The organism is Rhizobium sp. 01T444, from assembly GCF_056398305.1.
This window is the reverse complement of sequence record NZ_JBFTPD010000007.1, coordinates 1-21174: the sequence shown is the minus strand read 5'-3', so window position 1 is coordinate 21174 and position 21174 is coordinate 1. Positions and strand designations below refer to the sequence as shown.

Sequence of the window (21174 nt, the reverse complement as noted above, 5' to 3'; positions counted from 1 at the left end):
CTCAAAGAGCCGCAACCCTCACCGCGGACCGAAGGCTGAGACTATGGCCTGCCGGTCATTTGTCAACGGAAGCACCCGTTGCCGCAGGCTTGCCCATCTCGCTCTTTCGTGCATTGCCCTTCCACGATCTCGCCTGCTAAGACTGGCACATATCGTTTCATCACCTATGTCCTTGGTTTTTCGGGAGGCTATCGTCGCCATGGCAGATCTTGCTCAATTGCTTGCATCCATCAGAATTCCAGACCTCGCCGGCAAGGCCGTGCTGATCACCGGCGCCTCGACAGGCATCGGCGCTGCCGTCGCCCGCGCTCTGGCCGCCCAGGGCGTCAAGGTCGGCGTGCACTACAATGCCAGCCGTGAACCGGCCGAAAAGCTTGCCGAGGAGATCAGGGCAGCTGGGGGTACGGTGCATCTGGTGCATGGCGACGTCTCGCGGGAAGGTGAGACGGAGCGTGTCGTCGAAGAGACGGCCAAGACCTTCGGCCATCTCGACGGCCTGATCAACAATGCCGGCGGCATGCTCGGCCGCAAGCCGACTTCGGAATATACCGATGAGCATTATGAGAAGGTCATGAACCTCAATGCCCGCTCGGTGCTGGCGGCAACGCGCGCTGCCCATCCCTGGCTGAAGAAGCAGGGCGGTTTCATCATCAACACGACCTCGATTGCGGCGCGCAATGGCGGCGGCAATGGTGCAATTCTCTATGCGGCTTCGAAGGGTTTCGTCTCGACGATTACTCACGGCCACGCCAAGGAATTTGTCGCCGACAAGATCCGTGTCAATGCGGTCGCGCCGGGCGTCATCGCCACGCCCTTCCACGAGCGCTATACGAATGACGAGCAGATGGAACTGCAACGCAAGTCAATCCCGATGGGCTTCGTTGGCACGTCGGAAGATTGCGTCGGCGCTTATCTCTTCCTCGCCTCGCCGACCTTGTCAGGTTACATCACCGGCCAGATCATCGAGGTCAATGGCGGCCAGCTGATGCCCTGATCTGGGCCAAAACGACGCAAACTGAGGGAACTTTCGCACTGCAATGACGTTTCCCGCTTGGCCATTCAGCAAACGGGGGCGTCATGAGCTTTTCCTTTTCCGAACTCGACTTCCTGAAACCGGAGCTGGGGGCGGAATATATCGGTTCAGGCACGCATTTTGCGGTTTTCTCCGCACACGCAGAACAGGTGGAGCTCTGCCTGTTCTCTCCCGATGGCAAGAAAGAGATTGCCCGGTTGCCGCTGCCGAAGCGCGAGGGTGATATCTGGTCGGGCTACATTGCCGGCGTCGGCCCTGGCACGGTCTATGGCTACCGCGCGCACGGTCCTTACGACCCGAAGAACGGCCATCGCTTCAATGCCAACAAGCTGCTGCTCGATCCCTATGCCAAGCAGGTGCTCGGTGATCTCAAATGGGACGACGCGCTCTATGGTTATACGATCGGCAAGGACGATCTTTCCTTCGACGAGCGCGATAGCGCGCCTTACATGGTCAAGGGTGTCGTTCAGGATCCGGATTTCGACTGGGCCGGTGAGGAAGCGATCCGGCGGCCATGGCCGGAAACAATCATCTATGAGGCGCATGTCCGGGGACTGACGATGCTGCATCCGAAAGTGCCGGACAGATTGCGTGGCACCTTTCTCGGCATGTGCAGCGATCCGATCATCGATCATCTCGTGAAGCTCGGCATTTCCGCGATCGAGCTGCTGCCGATCCAGTTCTTCCCGAACGACCGCTATCTCGAAGAGAAGAAGCTCACGAATTACTGGGGCTACCAGACGCTCGGTTTCTTCGCACCGCAGGCACGCTATCTCTCGGGTGACAAGATCATTGAGATCAAGACCATGGTGAGGAAGTTCCATGCCGCCGGCATCGAAGTCATCATGGATGTCGTCTATAACCACACGGCCGAGGGCAGCGAGAAGGGGCCGACGATGTCTTTCCGCGGTCTCGACAACGCAAGCTACTACATCCTCTCGCCCGACGATCCGCGCCATACTTTCGATACGACAGGCACCGGCAATACGCTGAACGTTGCTCATCCGATGGTCATGCGCATGGTGCTGGACAGTCTGCGTTACTGGGTCGGCGCCATGCATATCGATGGTTTCCGCTTCGATCTTGCCAGCACGCTCGGCCGCCAGGATATGGAATTCGACCGGCAGGGCCTGTTCTTCGGCGCGATCCGCCAGGATCCGATCCTTGCCGGGGTCAAGCTGATCGCCGAACCTTGGGATGTCGGAGCCGGCGGCTATCAGGTCGGCGGCTTCCCGCATCCTTTCCGCGAGTGGAACGATAAGTTCCGTGACGATGTACGCCGCTTCTGGAAGGGAGACGGCGGAATGGTGTCGGAGATCTCGCAGCGCATCACCGGCTCGGCGGTGCAGTTCAATCACTCGGCTCGCGGGGCGACGTCATCAATTAATCTGCTGTCGGCGCATGACGGCTTCACGCTGATGGATACGGTTTCCTTCGACGACAAGCACAATGAGGCAAATGGTGAGGACAACAGGGACGGTCATTCAGACAATCATTCGGACAATATGGGTGTCGAGGGGGTGACCGATGACGAGGACATCAACAGGCTGCGAGTACGCCGGCGCCGTAACATGATGGCGACCTTGATGCTCTCCCAGGGCGTGCCGATGATCCTTGCCGGCGATGAGGTCGGCAACAGTCAGGGTGGCAACAACAATGCCTATTGTCAGGACAATGAGATTGGCTGGACGAAATGGGACGGCCTCGATGATCCGTTCCTTTCTTTCTGCCGCAAGGTCGTCGCGTTCCGCAAGGCGCATCCGGTGCTGAGGCAGGAGCGCTTTCTGACAGGCGACAGTACCGAGGACGGGCGGATCGAAATCGCCTGGTACAAGCCGGACGCCAGTTTCATGGATGACGGCGCCTGGAACGACGACGGACTTCAAGTGCTCGGCGTCTATCTCTCGACGAGTGCGCATTCCCCCGATACCGAGGAGATGGATGATCTCTATCTGGTCTTCAACGCCGGCGGTGATTGCGAGGTGCATTTGCCCGAGGTCAACGGGCTGAAGCACTGGGCGCGTGTACTCGATACCGGCGCTGAGGAGGATGCTTTCAAGCTCCATGAGCAGGAAGGTCCCGTCATGGTTTATGCCCAAAGCATTGCAGTCTTTGCGCCGAAGGGGCAGACCCGGCCGCCAAAGGATGCAAGCAAGGCCGAACGGCGCAGGTGGTTCCACTTCGGTCGGCGGAGCAGGTGACGGATCAGTAGCAAGCAATGAATGCCGACGTCATCACTGAGCTTGGTCTGATTTATGTCAGCGATACCGAACCGGGTATCCGCAGACGACGAAAAGGCAAGGGCTTCAGCTATACGCTGCCGGATGGGAAAACGCTGGCCGACGAGATCCAGCGGGCCCGTATCCATGCGCTCGGACTGCCGCCGGCCTATGAAAATGTGTGGATTTGCATTGACGAGAACGGTCATCTGCAGGCCACCGGCTTCGATGTCCGTGGCCGCAAACAATACCGCTATCACAAGGATTGGCAGGCCTTCCGCAGCACCGGCAAATTCCATCAACTCATCGAGTTCGGCAATGCACTGCCAAAGATCCGGCGAACGGTGCTGCGCCATCTCAATACCGGCGCAGAGGACATCAACGGTGTGCTTGCAGCGCTGACGATATTGCTCGACGAAGCGCATCTGCGCGTCGGCAACCAGGCCTATGTGAAGGAGAACGATACCTATGGTGCAACAACATTGCTGAAGCGCCATCTGAAGATCGTTGACGGTCGCATCGAATTGAAATTCCGCGCCAAGGGCGGCAAGCGCGTGCAGCGCAGTCTCAAGCATCCACGCCTGCAGAAGATGTTGGAAGAGATCGCCGATCTGCCGGGCAGGCAGCTCTTCGTCTGGAAAGACGAGACAGGTGCGCTGAAACCGATCGATTCCGGCCGGCTGAATGCCTATCTCGCTGACATCTCGGGCATTGCCATTTCCGCCAAGACCTTCCGCACATGGGCAGGTTCGCTTGCCGCTTTCGGCGCGGCGCGCAACGCCATATCGGAAGGACGACGGCCGACCGTCAAGGAGATGTCGGAAGCTGCGGCCGACGTCCTGCATAATACGCCGGCGATCTCGCGCTCCAGCTACATCCACCCGGCAATCATTGCGCTTTCAGCCAAGGATGAGACGCTGGAGGAGGGCTGTAGCGAACCCCTGCGGGGGCTTCGGGCGGATGAGAACCGCATGCTGGATTTCCTGACGCGTCACACCATTGCCAAGTGAATAAAAAGAACCCGCGGCGAAGCCGCAGATTACGCGTTCAACAGGCGAGTATGGCGACACGTTCTCGTGGCGGCCCTCCTCGACCTCTCGACATTTCAAATTCTGGATCGAAGGTAAAACCGATGGCAAAGACATCGATCCCGAAAAATTGAAAGCAATGCCTGATCAGGGCGCATCCATGTCGAGTTCCGGATAGTGGCGGAAAATGCCTTCCGTGCTGAAAGGCAGGCGGCGGTCGGATTTCAGATAGCGGGCGATGTTGGGGCGATGCTCGACGCTGTCATGGAGGGCGGCTAGCAGCGGATATTTGCTGCGGTAGCTGCCCATCGCCTTTGGAAAGGCATAAGCGAGACCCTCGACGATCTGGAAGAGCGACAGGTCCACATAAGTCAGTGCATTGCCGGCTACATGTTTGGAGCCATGGGGATTCTGCCGCAGCACGCGCTCGAAATAGCCGAGGAATTTTGGGATGCGCTCCTTGATGAAATCGGCCGAGCGGGCCTTGGCTTCTTCCTTCTGGTCCTCGTAGTAGAGCGAGGTGGCAATCGGGTGATGTGTGTCATGCACCTCGGCGACGAAATCGGTGATCGTGAGCTGCAACCCGTTTACGACATAGCGCAGCCCTTCGTCATCAGGCGCCAGGCCGAGTTTGGGGCCGAGGTACAGCAGAATGTTGGCGACATGCGGAACGATGAGATCGCCTTCCTTGAGGAAGGGTGGGGCGAAGGGAATATGCGCTTCGCTATTGCTCTGCATGATGCTCAGCATCGCGCCGGTGCCGCGCCCGCGACCGGACTGGCGGGTAATGTCGATATAGTCGGCACCCGCTTCCTCAAGTGCCAGCCGCACAAATTCTCCACGGCCTTGGATGCCGTCCCAATAATAAAGCTCGTAAGTCATTTGCCCTCGTAATGTCTTTAACGCCTTGTTTCGCGGCCGAATCCTTGCGAAGTTCGTCCTTCGTCTTTTCAAGTGTGCCCTTCTGCTTCTTCGTCAACTGGTCTCCGGCACGGTTGATGTAGAAATTCAGCATCGACATAGCCGACCGGAAGGGGCTCGATTTGCGCCGGTCGCTGTTTTCGGCCGAGTGTTTCAGGGAAGCGGCGATCTTCTTCGGATCGTTGGATGTAAAGACACCTTCCTTGAGGTCCATGGCGTCACTGTTTTCGGTGACACCCTGTGACCATTTCTGCTTGCTCTTCGCCATTGCGAGTGTCCTTTAGAGCAGCGGCATGCGGCGCGAGGCCACACCGTGTTGCTGGTGTCTGATGGTGCCGTCAGTGATGGGTGGGGTGTTCGTTGCGCTTGCGGGTGGCGGCTGCCTTCTTGGCGGAAGCGGAACGTTCTTCCTTCGAGCGGGATGCGGAGGCGTGGCCGCCGATCCGTCCGCCCTTTTCGGAGGATTCGTTCGTATCCTTCTTGCCGCGCCCGGAGCCTGATTTGTTGCCGCCGCCGCTTTCCTTGTTGACGGTTGCCCATGCACGGCGTTCAGCCTCCCCTTGGGAGACGCCGCGGTCCTCATAGCCTTCCTCGATATGCTCGGCCTTTCTCTTCTGCTTATCGGTATAAGCGGATTTGTCACCTCTCGGCATGGCTGCCTCCTCTGGTTCGAAAGAGGCTCAACCGCTGGCCATCTAAAAAGTTCCGAGGCCGTCCCGGCCGCCGCCCGTTTGGGAAATATCCGCAACTTGAAGGTCCTGACGCAGTCAGGGCCTAGGCAATGGGGCGCTGGCGGGCAGCGGTCTTCACAGCGCGGTCGAGTGCTGCGGTGGTAAACGGCTTTGGTAGCAGCACGGAACCGGAAAAGCGGTTCGCATCCGGCAGATTGCTGTTGCCAGTCGCAAAGACGAGGCCGACCGACGGGAAAGCTTTGCGCGCCAGCGCTGCGAAGGCCGGGCCGGACATGCCCGGCAAGCCGACATCGGCAACGATAATATCTGTATTCGTATCTGCGCTGCGCAGGAGTTCGATGCCCTGTTCTCCGCTGTCGGCTTCGATCACGTCATAGCCGAGATCCCGCAGGATTTCGGCAGTATCCATGCGGATGAAGGCATCGTCCTCGACCAGCAGAAGCTTCAGCCTGGCCTGGACGATGTCGCCCGGTTGCTCGCTGCCCGGCAGCGGTGCCGGGTTGGTATGGCGGCGTTGCGCCTGGTTGACGAGGACGTGGCGGACTTTCCGCGCCAAGGCCTCCCGTGTGTATGGCTTGGACAGGAGCTCCAGGCCAGGATCGAGCCGGCCGCCATGGACGATCGAGTTTTCGGTATAACCTGACGTATAAAGCACGGCGACGTTGGGCAGGCGCTCGCGGGYCATGCGGGCGAGCTCCGGGCTCTTCAGCGGACCAGGCATGACGACGTCGGTAAAAAGCAGGTCGATATGCGCGCCGCTTTCGATCACGGTCAACGCGCTTTGCGCGTCCTTGGCCTTCAGTACGTAATAGCCGAGATCGGTCAGCATCTCGACGACGGTTGCGCGCACGCCCTCATCATCCTCGGCGACCAGAATCGTCTCAGTGCCGCCGGTTGCGGGAACGTTGTCGCCAGTTGTGATCCGGTCCTCGCTTTGGAAGGAGCGGGGAAGATAGAGCTTCACCGTCGTACCTTCGCYGATCTCGCTGTAAATCTTCACGTGACCACCGGACTGCTTGACGAAACCGTAGACCATGGAAAGGCCGAGACCGGTGCCCTTGCCCTCCGGTTTGGTGGAGAAGAACGGTTCGAAAGCCTGCGCAATGATCTCCGGTGGCATGCCTGAGCCAGTGTCGGTCACAGCGAGCACCACATATTGGCCGGCTGCGACCTCCGGATGAGTGCGGCTATAGGAATCGTCGAGAAAGGCATTTCCCACTTCGATCGTCAGTTTGCCTGCTCCATCCATTGCATCGCGGGAGTTGATCGCAAGGTTCAGCAGTGCGTTCTCGATTTGGATCGGGTCGGCAAAACTGTTCCAGAGCCCGCCGGAGAGCATGGTCTCCACTTCGATTTCCTCACCGAGCGTGCGGCGCAGCATGTCATCCATGGCAGAGACGAGGCGGCCGATATTGATCACCTTCGGCTCCAGCGGCTGGCGGCGGCCGAAGGCGAGAAGCTGGCTGGCGAGCCGCGATCCGCGCTCGACGGCGGATAGCGCGTTGGAGATGCGCTCCTTGGCCCGGCCATTATTCGTCACATCCTTGCCGAGAAGCTGGAGATTGCCTGAAATGACCTGCAGCAGGTTGTTGAAATCGTGCGCGACGCCGCCGGTGAGCTTGCCGATCGATTCCATCTTCTGCGCCTGCTGCAGGGCTGCTTCCGCCTGCTGGCGTTCGAGGATTTCGGCGGCGACACGGACCTCAAGCGTTTCGTTCAGTTTGCGAAGCTGGGCCTCGGCCCCGCGGCGCTGGACGATCTCAAGTTCGGCAGCGCGGATGAGCCGGGCGTTGTCGATTGCGACGGCAGACTGGCCAGCCAGGCTGACGAGGCTTGCCTCTGCCGCATCCGAAAAGCGGGCGGGCTGGCTGTGACCGAAGAACAGCCCGCCAATGACGTTGCCGTCGCGTGACTTGACCGGCACGGCGAGATAGCTGCGCACAGGCAGGTGGCCGCTCGGCATACCGGAATGTGGCGCATTCTGCCCGTAGCGTGGATCAAGCAGGATATCGTCGGAGCGCACGACGCCCTCGCCGCTGAAAGTCGGTGCAAAAACCTTGGTGTTGCGCGGCATCGGAAACTTGTCGAAATGTTTCCGGTCGACACCCGACAGCGCGTAAAGCATGTAACTGCCGCCTTCACCATCATCGACATTGTAGAAGAAGGCGCCGAATTCGGCGCCCGTCAACGCTACCCCTGCATCAACCGCGATCTGTGTCAGGCGATCGACATTGAGTTCGGCGGTAATCGCCGAGCCGGCCCTATTAACGACGGCGAGTGTTGCGGATTTTTCCCGCGCCTCATCCAAAGCGATGCGCTCTCGGTGCTTGGCAAGCACCTGGTCCGTCACTTCCATCGTCGCGCAGAGAATGCCGGCGACCTTGCCGTCATCGTCCCGTAGCGGCGTATAGGAAAAGGTGAACCAGGTGTCTTCCGTCTGTCCCTCGCGCCGCATGGGAACGTGCAGCTCCTTGTAGAGCTGTGACTGACCGTTAAGCGTGGCTTCCACGATCGGCTCGAACTGCGGCCAGATATCCGACCACACCTGCTGAAATGGCTTTCCGAGGGCGGCAGGATGCCGTTCGGGAAAGATCGCGACATAGGCGTCGTTATAGATGAAGGCGAGTTCGGGACCCCAGGCGACGAATTTCGGCTGGCGTGAATTGACAACCATTTCCGCGATATGCCGGAGTGAACTCGGCCATGCTTCGACTGACCCGATCCCGGCAGCATCCAAACCATTCCGGCGCAACAAATTCCCGATTTCGCTATCGCCTTCCGGCCAGCGACCCCCAACCCGTGCCATCAAAAATCGCTTTCAATCTTACTATGGCATCACCCGAGCCGGGTCTGCCGGTCCACCGTCGACAAAATAGAGGCGTCGGGCAGGAGGGAAAGAGCGAGCTGCAAATATCGTTAACCGAGCAAAGCGTCCGATTACTCGCAAAAAAGCTGTTTATGTTTGTTATTCTTGGTCCAGCTTCTGCGAGGCGATGAAGGCGCGGCTCAGAGCAAAAGAACGAATCTGGATCGGCTTGCGCGGATCGCGAAAAAATACGCCGACTATATTATCAACCAGAAGGATGAGCCCCAGCGCGAAACCGACATAGAGCAAAGCGGCGATCAGAAGAAGCGACATCTCCATCCCTCACACCTGTGCTGGAAAACCCCGGCCGGAGGCCGCAGGAACTGGGATGGCAAGGGCATGGGCGAAATGGTTGTTCACGGCAACTTCCCCTGTTTGCCCATAAACAGCCGGAGGATACTCTTGTTCCCCGTTTCGAGGGGTGGACGCAGCCTTTTTAAAAAGCTGTCCAGACGGACGTTTCATTCGGCTTGTGGTCACCCCCGCATAGAAGCTGGCGCTTCATGAGTTTCTTAGCGCGCAACTAATTCAAACTTATGACAAAAAAAGCTAAGGGGCGCCGCGAAGGCGCCCTTTTCATTGCAATTTGAATATTTTTCTTCAGGAAGCCGACTTGCGTACGGCTGTCCGCTTCGGGGCCGGTTTGACGATGCCGTTGGTCTTTGTGTTTGTTGCCGCCTTCTTGGCAGGTTTCTTGGCTTCGCCGCCATTCGTGACCTCAGCCGCTACTGCCGGTGCCGCCGTCTTGGCTGCCGCCGCCCGCTTCGCTCGAGGTTTCACTTCCTTGCCGTTTGGAGATTTTGAAGCCCCCTTGAGCGTGTCATGCTCGGCCCTTGCTTGTTCCCAATGGATGGAATCCCGTCCCGTCGGGTGTCCCTCTTCTTCCCAGAGGGCATATGCACGTTTCTTTATCCACTCTTCCCGAGTTTCTGCCATCGCTGATCTCCAGTCACAACATGCCGTCGTTCGAACGCGATACCGTTGAAAAGGTTCCAGACTATGGGGCCGGTTTCAAGTGGATTTGCCAAGTAAATCGGGAATATTTTTGCGTTGCAGTATTTATAGGCAATAACTCGTTCTAGTTGCCTTGATATTGGACACCGCTCGATGTCTGAGCTGATCGAGGCTGGCAGCGTCGGCGCTTTCAAGCGTGAAGGCGGGGCCGAGTTTCTGTGCGACGTTCATGGCGGCAATCCGTTGGCTTTCACCCTCAACCGATCGCGCTACGGATTGTTCCTGCCCGTTCGGAACAACCCGCAGCCTCAGGAATTTGATGCTGATGGAAATCACACGGGGTGAGGGATGAACCAGATTTCACAGACAGGCGCGATCACGGAAGGCACGGGACGTTGGGGCGCAGAGCTGCTCGCGGGTGGGGGGGCGCGTTTTCGTCTCTGGACGCAGGGTGAGAATGCGATCTCGCTGCGGCACCGCGACCAGGATATCCCGATGCAGGACGTCGGTGGCGGCTGGTTCGAAGCCACTGTTGCGGAAGCATCCGCCGGCGATCAGTACATGTTCGTCCTCCCTGATGGAAAAGCAGTGCCGGATCCGGCGTCGCGGGCGCAGGCCGGCAACGTGCATGGGCCGTCTCTGATCGTCGATCCAAGCTACCAATGGCAGAATCCGCGCTGGCGCGGCCGTCCCTTGCAAGAGGCCGTCATCAGCGAAATCCATATCGGTGCCTTTACGCCCGAGGGTACGTTCCGGGCTGCGGCGGAGAAGCTGAAGCATCTTGCGGAAACCGGCATCACCGCTGTCGAAGTGATGCCGGTTGCGCAATTTGCCGGCAATCGCGGCTGGGGTTACGATGGTGTGCTGCAGTATGCGCCGCATTCCGCTTATGGCACGCCGGCCGATTTCAAGGCCTTCATCGATACGGCGCATGGCCTCGGCATCATGGTGCTGCTCGACGTCGTCTACAATCATTTCGGACCCGAGGGCAATTATCTTCACAGCTATGCGCCCGGCTTCTTCCGCAAAGACCGGGAAACGCCCTGGGGAGCGGCGATCGATTTCGGGCGGGAGCCGGTGCGGCGCTTCTTCATCGAGAACGCGCTCTACTGGATCGGTGAATTCCGGCTGGATGGGCTCAGGCTCGATGCCGTGGAGCAAATCCATGATACCTCTGAAAAGCATGTGCTTTCGGCCATGGCCGAAGAGGTGAAAGCCACCTTCGCCGACAGGCAGGTTCATCTCGTCGTCGAAGACCAGCGCAATCTCGTGGAACTGCTGGTCCGTGACGAGAACGGCGCTCCCAAAGCTTACGAGGCCGAATGGAACGATGATTTCCATCATGTGGCGCACATCATCGCGACCGGCGAAACCATTGGCCACTACAAGCCTTTCGCCGATCAGCTCTGGCGTAAGCTTCGCCTGGCGCTTCAGCATGGCTTCATCTATCCGGATCGAACCGATCCGCCGGAACTCCCTGTCGGCGATCGTCGCTACCTGCCGCCGACCGCCTTTGTCGATTTCCTGCAGAACCACGACCAGATCGGCAACCGCGCTTTCGGCGAGCGGCTGGTGAGCCTTTCCGATCCCGATATGCTGGACGCGCTGACAGCGATACTCCTGCTCTCACCGCACATTCCCTTTCTCTTCATGGGGGAGGAGTATGGGGAGAGGCAGCCCTTCTATTTCTTCACCGATTACGCGGGTGAGCTCGCCAAAATAGTCCGCGAGGGTCGTATGGCGGAAGCCGAGGGTTTCGGCGGATTGAAAGCCGGTAGGATCGCGGCCGATCTGCCCGATCCGAACGCCCTTTCGACTTTCGAGAATTCGAAACTCGGCTGGCAATGGCGGGAGAACGAAGAAGGGCGGAAAAGCCTGGCTTTCGTCGCTGAGCTCCTGAAGCTGCGCAAGACCTATATCGTGCCGCTGCTGCGGCAGAGCTGGGCCATCGAGAGCGGCGCGCTTGAGGCGTCCGAAGGGACGGTCGCCATCTGGTGGAAGTTTGCGAATTTGACCTTGGCGTTGCGCGCCAATTTGTCGGGGCAGGGGGTGGTCTTGCCGTCGGTCGCCGGGACGGTAATCTACGAGCGCTACGGCAAGGAAGCAAAGCCTGCCGAGAATGGCGCGCTGCCGCCGCATTCCGTCGTCTTTGCCATCGATATTGAGCCGGCAAATTAAGCATCTGAAAATTTCGCGCTGGGAGCGGGCCGCGTACTGATTGAACGCAGACGATTCGCGGCTATATCCTGTGGCGATGTTCCAACTGCTGTCGACCTACTGGCCGCATATCCTCTTCGTCATCTCCATTGCCATGGGGGCAGCGGCGGCGATCCACGCCACCATGACCAAGGAAGAGGTCCGGGCCGCGACCGGCTGGGTGGGTGTGATCCTCCTCTCGCCGATCATCGGTGCGCTGCTTTACATGATTGCCGGCATTAACCGTATCCGCCGCAAGTCGCTGAGCCTTCGCCGCGACGCGTTGCTGCCTGCCGCCGATCTGGACGAGCTCGAAAAGTTTGACGCAGAGACCGATGCCGTCATCAGCCAGTTCGGCCGGCGTTTTGCTGCCCTGCAGACGCTCGGCGATCGCGTCACGCGCTATCCGTTGACGACGGGCAATACGATCGACATGCTGGAAAATGGCGACGAAGCCTATGCGGCGATGAAGACCGCAATCGAGGGCGCCGAGCGCAGTATCCTGCTGGAAACCTATATTTTCGACCGTGACAGGATCGGGCTGCGCATCGCCGATGCGCTGATTGCAGCCGTCAAGCGCGGCGTGGAAGTGCGCGTGCTGATCGATGCGGTTGGTGCACGCTATTCGGTGCCGAGCATTCTCGGATACCTGAAGGACGGCGGCGTGACCGTCGATGTCTTCAATGGCAATGTCATCATGGGCCTGAGGTTGCCCTACGCAAACCTGCGCACACACCGCAAGATCCTGATCGCGGATGGAAAGATCGCACTGACGGGTGGCATGAATATCCGCGAAGGCTTCAGCGAGGAGGCGGTCGGCGGAAGTTTTGCCCATGACACGCATTTCAGCGTCAGCGGCCCGGCGGTTGCCGATCTCTTCGACGTCGCGGCCGAGGACTGGCGTTTCACGACAGGCGAAGTTCTGAACAGTGAAGTCTGGCGCGGCGACCGACTGGAGCGCAAGCGTGGCGATCCGGTCTTCTTGCGCGTCGTCGCTTCCGGACCGGACCGGAGCGTGGAAACGAACCACAAGATGCTGATAGGTGCCTTTTCCGTAGCGCGCCAGTCGATCCGGATCATGTCGCCTTACTTTCTGCCGGACCGGGAGCTGATCAGTGCGCTGACGACGGCGGCCCGGCGTGGCGTGGAGGTTGATATCGTTGTGCCTGCTGCCAACAATCTCGTTCTGGTCGACCGGGCGATGACGGCGCAGTTCGACCAGATCGTCAAGAACTACTGCCGCATTTGGCGTTCGACCGGCAGCTTCAGCCATTCCAAGCTTCTCTCTATCGACGGAACCTGGGGCTATGTCGGTTCCTCCAATCTCGATCCGCGCTCGCTGCGGCTGAATTTCGAAGTCGATCTCGAAGTGCTGAATGCCGGCTTTGCTGCCGAAATCGATGAGCGCATCGACGATGCCATCAAGTCCGCCACGCCGGTTACGCTCGAGGGGCTGTGGTCGCGGCCCTTCCTGGTGCGGCTCCTCGAAAAGGTGCTGTGGCTGGGTTCCCCATATCTTTGACAGAGTTTTCGTGATTGCGGCATGGCAAGTTTTGCTGCGCTGCCTATAATCCTGAAAAAGAGCTTTTCGAGCAATGGAGCCGGCGTTCCTTCCGATGCAAGTCAAGAAGAAAGACAGTCTGCCCGCCAGTATCATCGCTTCCATCAAGAACAGGAAGAAGCGCGTTGAGACCTGGCGTGCGGGGCCGAAACCGCGCAATGACGGTACGCTGATCGCCTCCTACAATGTCCATAAATGCGTCGGCACTGACCGACGCTTCGATCCGGAACGCACGAGCCGTGTCATCCATGAGATCGATGCCGATGTGATCGCGCTGCAGGAAGCCGATACACGCTTTGGCGAACGGACCGGCATTCTCGATCTCGCCCGGCTGGAGCGCGAGACCGGGCTGGTGCCGGTTCCGATCCCGGGTGTGACGAAGGCGCATGGCTGGCACGGCAATGTCGTGCTTGTCCGCAAAGGTCTGGTGCATGATGTGCATCAGGTGAAGCTGCCGGGGCTGGAACCACGCGGCGCGCTGGTTGCGGAAATAGAGCTCGAAGCTGGCGGGACGCTGCGCATCATCGCCGCCCATTTCGGCCTGCTGCGGCATTCGCGGGCGCAACAGGCAAAGACGCTGGTTGATCTCATCAGCGACCGTCACGAAATGCCGACCATCCTGCTTGGCGATCTCAACGAATGGCGGCTCGGCGACCGCTCGTCCCTCAATACCTTCCAGATGGCATTCGGTCCGCTGCCGCCCGCCGTTCCGAGCTTTCCTGCCGGCTTGCCGGTCCTGGCGCTCGACCGCATCATTGCCAACCGGAAAGGTATCATCTCCGCCGTGGAGGTGCATGACACTCCACTTGCCCGCATGGCGTCCGACCACCTGCCGATCAAGGCGGTGGTCGATCTGCAGCAGGAAGTGGCGAGGGTTTAGCGCTGTGCAGGCTCTCAGGCCCGGACGGGAGCGGGAAGAAGCTTGCCTCTCACCAGCAGCCAGAGCGTTCCGACTGCAATGATCGCAAGCGCGATGTTGACCAGCACGAAGATAACGGGCGCAAGCTCGCTGATCGCGCCGGTGTCGCCGCGTGCCGTCATGCGCAGTGCTGCTGTCGAAAGCGCTGTAAGGCCGAAGGTGAAGGCCCAATAGGAGCCGGCGAAGGGTTGTTGCATGATCCAGGGCAGCTGGCGGCCAATGATCAGGACCTGCAGGATGGCGTAGCCGAACATGGCATGCACGAGAATATCGGGCGTGCCGGTCGTCACACTCAGATAGGCGGCGCTGCCGACGGCGGGCGGGGCAAGCTGGATACCCAGAGTCGGGCGCAGCGGTGCGGCTAGCTCCGGCGCCATCAGCAGCCGGTGCAACAAGACGGATTCGATCGCCAGCCAGGAAAAGAGACCGGCGCCGAAGGCGAGCTGGCCCCAGTCGGCATAACCAAGCGTGCCTGCAGCGATGGCGGTGACGAAAGAACCGGCAACAGTCGGCAGATAAAGAACCGGCGTGTTGGTCACCGGATCACGCCCACCACGCCAGAGCAGACCGGTTCGCCACAGCAGGAAAAACAGGGTGATGGCGAATCCCGCCAGAGCCAGAACTTCAGTTGCGATGCGCGAATAAGGAAGGATCGCAAGTCCCGCCAGCATGGTCGCGACGCCGATCAGACCGACGAAGCAGCACTGGATGGGATGTTCAAGTTCCGCCGTCACCTCCTTCGGCGCGACAAACCATTTCGCGGCGTAGAGGAGGATGAGGACGAGCCAGATGGCAAAGCCAAGAAGGCTGATGGCTTCGCCCACGCTGGCCGGAACCGGCCAGATGGCTGCGGCGGCGCGCCAGCTGTTGCCGAGCCCGACAACGCCAAGAACAATGCCAAAGAATGCAGCGGGTATGCGGGGGAGCGACATGTTCGTTTCTCCGGATTGGTCCGGCAGGGTCATGCCCTGCCGGTGCGGCAAGCGGTTCACTTTGGATGTTTTACTTTGCAATGGCGTCGGCAGCGTCCATCACGCGGGCCGAATAGACAAGAGCCGCACCGGCATTAACAGAGATCGCGACACCGAGGGCCTCAGCAATTTCCTCCTTGGTGGCGCCGACTTTCTGGGCTTCGGTCGTATGTACGGCAATACAGCCATCGCAACGGACGGTGACGGCGACGGCAAGGGCGATCAGCTCGCGCTGCTTGGCGTCGAGATGGTTGGTCTTCTGTCCGGCGGTCGAAAGGGTTTGATAGCCTTTGATCGTCTCTGGCACGATCCTGGCGATTTCGCCGATCCGGCCCAGGAGTTCGCCGCGATATTCCTTCCAATCCAACATGAAAATCATTCCTTCTCATATCAGCGACGGCGTGATTGCCTCGGCTGTTGGAAGTGACTATGACCTTCAAAGATGATAGTTTGAATGCTCAAAAAAATCATTTTCTAGCGCGATCGTCTCATGGATGTTTTAAGCCGCCTTATCGAACTCGCCCGCCTGCAGCCGACGCTCGACATTCGCTGCCGGCTGCAGGGCGCGTTTCATATCGACCACGAACCCGTCGCAGCAGGGATGTTGCCGTTTCATCTGATCCTCGGCGGCGATTGTCTCATTCGCCTCGGCTCCGGTCGTGAAATCACCTTGGGCTCCGGCGATTTCCTGCTGCTGCCGCGCGGGGATGCGCATACGATCGTTGGCTTGCGGCCACGCGGCGAAGCACAGCCCCTGCGCATCGCCGCGGGTGGCATGCTGCCTTTGCGCGAAAACGGCGAAGGCGAGGCCGATGTCGACCTGCTCTGTGGTCATTTCGATTGCGCGCCGGGATCGGCTGCCTTGCTGCTCGATAGCCTGCCTGACGTCTTTCACGTATCGCTCACCGAAGAGTCGGAGGAGCTGCTGAAGACGCTGGTCGCCATGCTCTATAGGGAGACAGCTGAAGAGAGGCCGGGAGCTTTGGCGATCATCACCGCGACCTGTCTCTCGCTTTTCATCATGGCGGTGAGGGCGGGCAAGGTCTCGCCCGTCGCGTCCACGGGGCTGCTGCAATTGCTTGGGGATGCCAGGCTCGGCAAATCCGTCGTGGCAATGATGTCCTCGCCGGCCTTTGGCTGGACGATCGATGATCTTGCCCGTCATTCGGCCATGTCGCGGGCTACCTATGCCCGGCAATTTCGCGAGCGCGCGGGAATGACGGTCGGCGCGTTCCTGACCGATATCAGGATGATGCTGGCGAGTGACCTGCTGCTCAGGACGCGCCGAACGGTTGCAGATATCGCTGCAGAGGTCGGTTATGAATCGGAAGCCGCCTTCGGCAAGGCTTTCAAGGCAAGACGCGGCATAACGCCGGCCCGCTTCCGCTCTGCGGAGCAGACAAGACAGAGTGGGCAGGGGTGATGCGCGCGGGGAGGCTAAGCACCTTGTCGCTCGACTTCGGTCAGCACGGATATGAAAGCCCTGAGGCTTTGCGGCACATGCCTGTGACCGGGATAATAGAGGCAGAGTCCGGGGATCGACGGACACCAGTCGTCAAGCACAGAGATAATCTCACCGCTGGCAAGATAGGGCCCCGCGACCCTTTCCGGCACATAGGCGATGCCGAGCCCTTTGGCCGCCGCTTCTGCCATCAGTTCTACGTGATCGAGCGTGAGCGCACCCGATACCTCGACAGTCACTTCTTGGCCGTGTTTCTCAAATTCCCAGCGGTAGAGTTTGCCGCTCGGCATACGCAGGCGGATGCAGCGGTGGCGCTTGAGGTCTTCAGGCGTCTTCGGTCGCTTGTGGTTTTTCAAGTAGGCTGATGAGGCAACCGCGAGGAAACGTGCCTCGCCGCCGAATTCGACCGCTATCATATCAAGCGGCACGGATTCCCGCAGGCGGATGCCAGCATCGAAGCCGTCGCCGACAATATCGACCAGTCGGTTTTCGGTGACGATATCGAGCGATATCCCCGGATAGCGTTCGAGAAACAGAGGAATGGTGGCATTCAACAGCACGCGGGCGGCAATTTCGCTGGCGTTGATGCGTAGCGTACCGCTCGGCTGCCCGCCGAATTCGCCGACCGCATCGAGCGCCAGATCGAGATCGCGCAAGACCGGTTTCAGCCTGTCGAGAAGCATTTCGCCGGCTTCGGTGGCCGCGACGCTGCGTGTCGTGCGATGCAGCAGGCGCACGCCCATGCGCCTGCTGCCATGTTGCGCATCATGTGGCTCAGCGTCGAAGGCGACAGGCCGAGTTCACCGGCCGCCTTGCGAAAGCTGCTGTGGGTGACGATTGCCGAGAAGGCATTGAGGTCATCAAGTGTCGGYCGATAACTCATGGGTATTTTTCAACAGCTCATGCAGATTTGAACGGATTATCACATCAATAAACGTCTCTATCTTTGCTGTCATCAAGCCGCGATCCAGCGGCGTCAGAAAGGCAGAGACGATGACAAAGACATGGTTCATCACAGGCACATCCTCCGGTTTCGGCCGGATCATGACCGAGAAGCTGCTGGCGCGCGGCGACCGCGTCGCCGCAACCTTGCGCAAGCGCGAAGCCCTGGCTGAGCTTGAAGCGCAGTATGGCGAGCGGCTCTGGGTCGCGACCCTCGATGTCACCGATGACCGGGCCGTTCATGCAGTCGTCGACGCCGCCTTCGAACAGATGGGACGCATCGATGTCGTTGTCAGCAATGCCGGCTATGGCCTGTTCGGCGCCTCCGAAGAGGTGAGCGATGCACAGATCCGCCATCAGATTGATACCAACCTGATCGGCTCCATCCAGGTGATCCGGGCGGCCTTGCCGCATCTGCGTCAGCAGGGCGGTGGTCGCATCCTGCAGGTCGCTTCGGAAGGCGGGCAGATCGCCTATCCGAATTTCAGTCTCTACCACGCGAGCAAATGGGGGATCGAAGGCTTCATCGAGGCTGTGGCGCAAGAGGTCGCCCCCTTCGGCATCGACATCATCATTGCTGAACCGGGGCCGGCGGGCACGGATTTTGGCGCCGGCCTCGTCAGGCCGCCGCAGATGGATATCTATGAGGACACGCCGGCCGGCCAGGTACGCAGGGCAATTGCTGACGGCTCGTTCAAGATCCTGGGCGACCCTGTGAAGATGACCGACGCGATGATCGCAGCGGCCGAAAAACAACCGGCGCCCAAAAGGCTCGCGCTCGGCAGCACGACCTATCAGTCGATCCACAAGGCCCTGAACGAGCGGCTTGCCGAGCTGGAAGCGCAGAAGGACATCACGCTGTCGACCGACATCGACGCGTGAACACCCTCAGCGATCGATGGTCGACATGATCGTGTCGTTGTAGCGCTTGCCCGAGACCTTGCCGGGGGCAAGCGCTTCATCGAGCGCCTTCACCTGTTCGGCGTTGAGCGCAATGTCGGCAGCGGCGATATTGTCTTCCAGATAGGTGCGACGCTTGGTACCGGGGATCGGTACGAAGTCGCTGCTCTTGTGCAGGATCCAGGCGATCGCCACTTGGCCGGGCTTGACGCCGAGCGCGGATGCGACCGAACGCACCGCCTCGGCTGCGCGGACGTTCGCATCGTAGTTCTCGCCCTGATAGCGTGGGTCGCCGCGGCGGAAATCGCCTTCCGGATACTCTTCGGCGCGCTTGACCTCGCCGGTCAGGAAGCCGCGGCCGAGCGGGCTGAAGGGCACGAGGCCGATGCCAAGCTCCTTCAGTGCCGGGATCACGTCGGCTTCGAGATTGCGCTCCCACAGCGAATATTCGCTTTGCACGGCCGACACTGGATAGACGGCGTGGGCGCGGCGGATATTGGCGACACCGGCTTCGGAGAGGCCGAAGTAGCGAACCTTGCCCTCCTTGACGAGTTCGCCGACGGTACCGGCGACATCTTCCATCGGGACAGCCGGATCGACGCGGTGCTGGTAGATAAGATCAACATGGTCGGTGGCAAGACGCTTGAGCGAGCCTTCGACGGCGCTGCGAATGGTTTCCGGCCGGCTGTCGCGCTCGGTGCCTACCTGCTTGCCATCCTCCAGGCGGAAGCCGAATTTGGTGGCCAGCGTCACCTCATTGCGGCGGCCCTTGAGAGCTCGACCGAGCAGTTCCTCATTCTTATAGGGGCCATAAACCTCGGCCGTATCGAGGAAAGTGCAGCCGAGCTCGATCGCGCGGTGGAGGGTTGCGATGGATTCCGTCTCATCAGCCGGGCCGTAGGACTGGCTCATGCCCATGCATCCGAGGCCGATGGCCGATACTTCAAGTCCCTGGCTGCCGAGTTTGCGCTTCTGCATCGTGATGCTCCTGCTTCTCAAGTAAGGAGAGGTCTATATAGACCCCGGTGCAGTATTATGAATGCGCGAAAATCCCGATAAGCTGCGTGAGCGTTCAGCAGTCCCGGCGCCGCCGGTTGTCTTTGCCGTCCGATGCGAAGGTGACGAGGCGAAGGGCGTCCATCAGGATGGAGACGATCTGTTTCCACATGTCTTCTCTCCTTTCCCAAATGTTCTCCTCCTCTTGCGCCCGGCCTTCAAACGAGCTTATCGTTGGCTTCGAATGACCTGAGGTTATGGGATGAAGCGTGGTCGGCTGCCTCTGACGGCGTTGCGAAGCTTCGAGGTCGCGGGGCGGCTCGAGAGCTTCACGCTTGCGGCCGAGGAACTGTTCATCTCGCAGGCCGCCGTCAGCCGGCAGATCCGCGAGCTGGAACAGCTTTTGGACGAGCCGCTCTTTGAGCGGCGCCACCGAAGCGTCGTCCTGACCGCCAGCGGCCGGAAGCTGCTTGCCGTGCTCACGCCTTCCTTCGACCGGATCGACGAGTGCCTGGAGGATATCCGCAGAGCTTCAGTGTCTGCGGATCTGAAAGTCAGCGTCGAACCTTCCTTTGCCGCTTGCTGGCTCGTGCCGCGGCTGCCGGAATTTCGCAAACTTCATCCTGACGTCGAGATATCGCTCGATGCCGATCCGCGGACGATCGAATTCCGTACGGGCCAGGCGCAGATCGCGATCAGGCACAGCGCCACCGTCACCGCATGGCCACGGACAGAAAGCCGGCACCTGATCGATGTGCGGATGGTGCCGGTGATCGCCTCCGATCTTCTGGAGCGTGGCCCACCGATCTCCTCTCCGCATGACATTTTTACTTACGGGCTTTTGCATGAGGAAACCCGCGGCGCCTGGAGCCGGTGGTTCGAGGCGGCCGGCATCGCCCTGCCTGAGGCGGCGAGGGGGCCAGTCTATGCTGATGACGGGCTCGTGCTGCAGGCGGCCCTGCGCGGCCAGGGCGTTGCACTCCTGGATGAGGCCTTTGCCGAGGAGGAAATCCGGGCTGGCCGCTTGCGTCAGCTCTTCGACCTCACCGTTCCGAATGGCGCCTACTGGCTGGTCGCCCGCAGCTTCGACCGTCTTGCGCCCCCGGCTGCGGATTTTTCGCGCTGGGTGACCGACAGCTTTCACAAACGCTGACCTCTACCCGCCTGTCGCCATCCGCTTCTTGGCCGCCTCGCGGACAAGCTTCCATCGGGTAAGCTCAAGCGTGGCGTCCGCCAATGCGCGATGCGCCGGGATTGCCGCTTTGCTTTCCTCGACGATGCCGTCGATGAGCTTCGATAGCTCTGTTTCCGTGATGGTCGCTCCCGTTAATTCACGCGCCGCGGCCATAAAGGCGTCACGTGATTTACCAAGCCGGAGGGCATGCCGAGGAAAGCCGGCGGCGCGCAGGAGAACGCTCAGCCATTTCCCATCCCACGAAGGGGCGCTCGCATAGAGATCGTGCCCGGTCAAAACCTCGACCATTTCACTGGCGACCTGCTCTACCGGCACGCCC

18 protein-coding genes and 3 pseudogenes are annotated in these 21174 nt (G+C 60.1%); 10 read left to right on the top strand and 11 right to left on the bottom strand.

Annotation, left to right across the window (positions count from 1 at the left end; translation table 11 throughout):
- The first annotated feature begins 199 nt into the window (after positions 1 to 199).
- The 3 genes from AC1DTN_RS12815 to AC1DTN_RS12805 all read left to right on the top strand — a co-directional run bounded on the left by AC1DTN_RS12815 (position 200) and on the right by AC1DTN_RS12805 (position 4262).
- Positions 200 to 994 (top strand): SDR family NAD(P)-dependent oxidoreductase, encoded by a 795-nt coding sequence (locus AC1DTN_RS12815; protein ID WP_113323697.1) that lies wholly within the window; start codon positions 200 to 202, stop codon positions 992 to 994.
- A gap of 83 nt (positions 995 to 1077) precedes the next feature.
- Entirely contained in the window at positions 1078 to 3234 is a 2157-nt protein-coding gene (gene glgX, locus AC1DTN_RS12810; RefSeq protein ID WP_113323698.1) for a glycogen debranching protein GlgX, read from the top strand.
- A gap of 17 nt (positions 3235 to 3251) precedes the next feature.
- Positions 3252 to 4262, top strand: a complete 1011-nt coding sequence (locus AC1DTN_RS12805) for a DNA topoisomerase IB (protein ID WP_477921238.1) — start codon at positions 3252 to 3254, stop codon at positions 4260 to 4262.
- A gap of 165 nt (positions 4263 to 4427) precedes the next feature.
- Here AC1DTN_RS12805 and AC1DTN_RS12800 read toward each other — a convergent pair whose 3' ends face one another.
- The 6 genes and pseudogenes from AC1DTN_RS12800 to AC1DTN_RS12775 all read right to left on the bottom strand — a co-directional run bounded on the left by AC1DTN_RS12800 (position 4428) and on the right by AC1DTN_RS12775 (position 9695).
- The gene (locus AC1DTN_RS12800) at positions 4428 to 5162 is read right to left on the bottom strand and encodes a glutathione S-transferase (protein WP_439017673.1); all 735 of its coding nucleotides are present in this window, start codon (positions 5160 to 5162) and stop codon (positions 4428 to 4430) included.
- Between the two features lie 40 nt (positions 5163 to 5202).
- A pseudogene (locus tag AC1DTN_RS12795) lies at positions 5203 to 5469 on the bottom strand (DUF3175 domain-containing protein); the annotation flags it as partial.
- A gap of 70 nt (positions 5470 to 5539) precedes the next feature.
- Positions 5540 to 5854, bottom strand: coding sequence for a plasmid stabilization protein (locus tag AC1DTN_RS12790; protein ID WP_113323702.1), 315 nt, complete (start codon positions 5852 to 5854; stop codon positions 5540 to 5542).
- A 121-nt stretch (positions 5855 to 5975) separates the two neighbouring features.
- Entirely contained in the window at positions 5976 to 8699 is a 2724-nt protein-coding gene (locus AC1DTN_RS12785; RefSeq protein WP_477921235.1) for a hybrid sensor histidine kinase/response regulator, read from the bottom strand.
- Positions 8700 to 8858: 159 nt separating this feature from the next.
- Positions 8859 to 9038, bottom strand: coding sequence for a hypothetical protein (locus tag AC1DTN_RS12780; protein ID WP_439017676.1), 180 nt, complete (start codon positions 9036 to 9038; stop codon positions 8859 to 8861).
- Between the two features lie 321 nt (positions 9039 to 9359).
- The gene (locus AC1DTN_RS12775; RefSeq protein WP_439017677.1) at positions 9360 to 9695 is read right to left on the bottom strand and encodes a DUF2934 domain-containing protein; all 336 of its coding nucleotides are present in this window, start codon (positions 9693 to 9695) and stop codon (positions 9360 to 9362) included.
- 171 nt (positions 9696 to 9866) lie between these two features.
- Here AC1DTN_RS12775 and AC1DTN_RS12770 point away from each other — a divergent pair, with 171 nt between their 5' ends.
- From AC1DTN_RS12770 to AC1DTN_RS12755, 4 genes are all read left to right on the top strand, one after another.
- Positions 9867 to 10058, top strand: coding sequence for a hypothetical protein (locus AC1DTN_RS12770; RefSeq protein ID WP_439017678.1), 192 nt, complete (start codon positions 9867 to 9869; stop codon positions 10056 to 10058).
- 3 nt (positions 10059 to 10061) lie between these two features.
- The gene (treZ, locus tag AC1DTN_RS12765; RefSeq protein ID WP_477921232.1) at positions 10062 to 11891 is read left to right on the top strand and encodes a malto-oligosyltrehalose trehalohydrolase; all 1830 of its coding nucleotides are present in this window, start codon (positions 10062 to 10064) and stop codon (positions 11889 to 11891) included.
- Positions 11892 to 11967: 76 nt separating this feature from the next.
- Entirely contained in the window at positions 11968 to 13431 is a 1464-nt protein-coding gene (locus AC1DTN_RS12760) for a phospholipase D-like domain-containing protein (RefSeq protein WP_477921396.1), read from the top strand.
- A 94-nt stretch (positions 13432 to 13525) separates the two neighbouring features.
- The gene (locus AC1DTN_RS12755; protein WP_439017680.1) at positions 13526 to 14350 is read left to right on the top strand and encodes an endonuclease/exonuclease/phosphatase family protein; all 825 of its coding nucleotides are present in this window, start codon (positions 13526 to 13528) and stop codon (positions 14348 to 14350) included.
- A 14-nt stretch (positions 14351 to 14364) separates the two neighbouring features.
- Here AC1DTN_RS12755 and tehA read toward each other — a convergent pair whose 3' ends face one another.
- Together tehA and AC1DTN_RS12745 are read right to left on the bottom strand one after the other, a co-directional pair.
- Complete coding sequence (gene tehA / locus AC1DTN_RS12750; RefSeq protein ID WP_477921230.1) at positions 14365 to 15321, bottom strand: dicarboxylate transporter/tellurite-resistance protein TehA; 957 nt, start codon at positions 15319 to 15321, stop codon at positions 14365 to 14367.
- A 70-nt stretch (positions 15322 to 15391) separates the two neighbouring features.
- Entirely contained in the window at positions 15392 to 15730 is a 339-nt protein-coding gene (locus AC1DTN_RS12745; RefSeq protein WP_113323707.1) for a carboxymuconolactone decarboxylase family protein, read from the bottom strand.
- 120 nt (positions 15731 to 15850) lie between these two features.
- Between AC1DTN_RS12745 and AC1DTN_RS12740 the strand changes: the two genes are divergently transcribed.
- On the top strand, positions 15851 to 16783 hold the full coding sequence (locus AC1DTN_RS12740; protein WP_477921227.1) for an AraC family transcriptional regulator: 933 nt from the start codon (positions 15851 to 15853) through the stop codon (positions 16781 to 16783).
- 14 nt (positions 16784 to 16797) lie between these two features.
- Here AC1DTN_RS12740 and AC1DTN_RS12735 read toward each other — a convergent pair.
- Positions 16798 to 17705 (bottom strand): annotated as a pseudogene (locus tag AC1DTN_RS12735) (LysR family transcriptional regulator).
- A gap of 110 nt (positions 17706 to 17815) precedes the next feature.
- Between AC1DTN_RS12735 and AC1DTN_RS12730 the strand changes: the two are divergent.
- A complete protein-coding gene (locus tag AC1DTN_RS12730; protein WP_477921225.1) occupies positions 17816 to 18646 on the top strand; it encodes an SDR family oxidoreductase in 831 nt (276 codons plus the stop codon).
- Positions 18647 to 18652: 6 nt separating this feature from the next.
- Here the strand turns inward: AC1DTN_RS12730 and AC1DTN_RS12725 are convergent, their stop codons facing one another.
- On the bottom strand, positions 18653 to 19642 hold the full coding sequence (locus AC1DTN_RS12725; RefSeq protein WP_477921223.1) for an aldo/keto reductase: 990 nt from the start codon (positions 19640 to 19642) through the stop codon (positions 18653 to 18655).
- Positions 19643 to 19922: 280 nt separating this feature from the next.
- On the opposite strand from AC1DTN_RS12725, the gene AC1DTN_RS12720 reads away from it, so the two are divergent.
- Positions 19923 to 20813 (top strand): LysR substrate-binding domain-containing protein, encoded by an 891-nt coding sequence (locus AC1DTN_RS12720; RefSeq protein WP_477921221.1) that lies wholly within the window; start codon positions 19923 to 19925, stop codon positions 20811 to 20813.
- 3 nt (positions 20814 to 20816) lie between these two features.
- Here the strand turns inward: AC1DTN_RS12720 and AC1DTN_RS12715 are convergent.
- A pseudogene (locus AC1DTN_RS12715) lies at positions 20817 to 21174 on the bottom strand (transcriptional regulator); the annotation flags it as partial.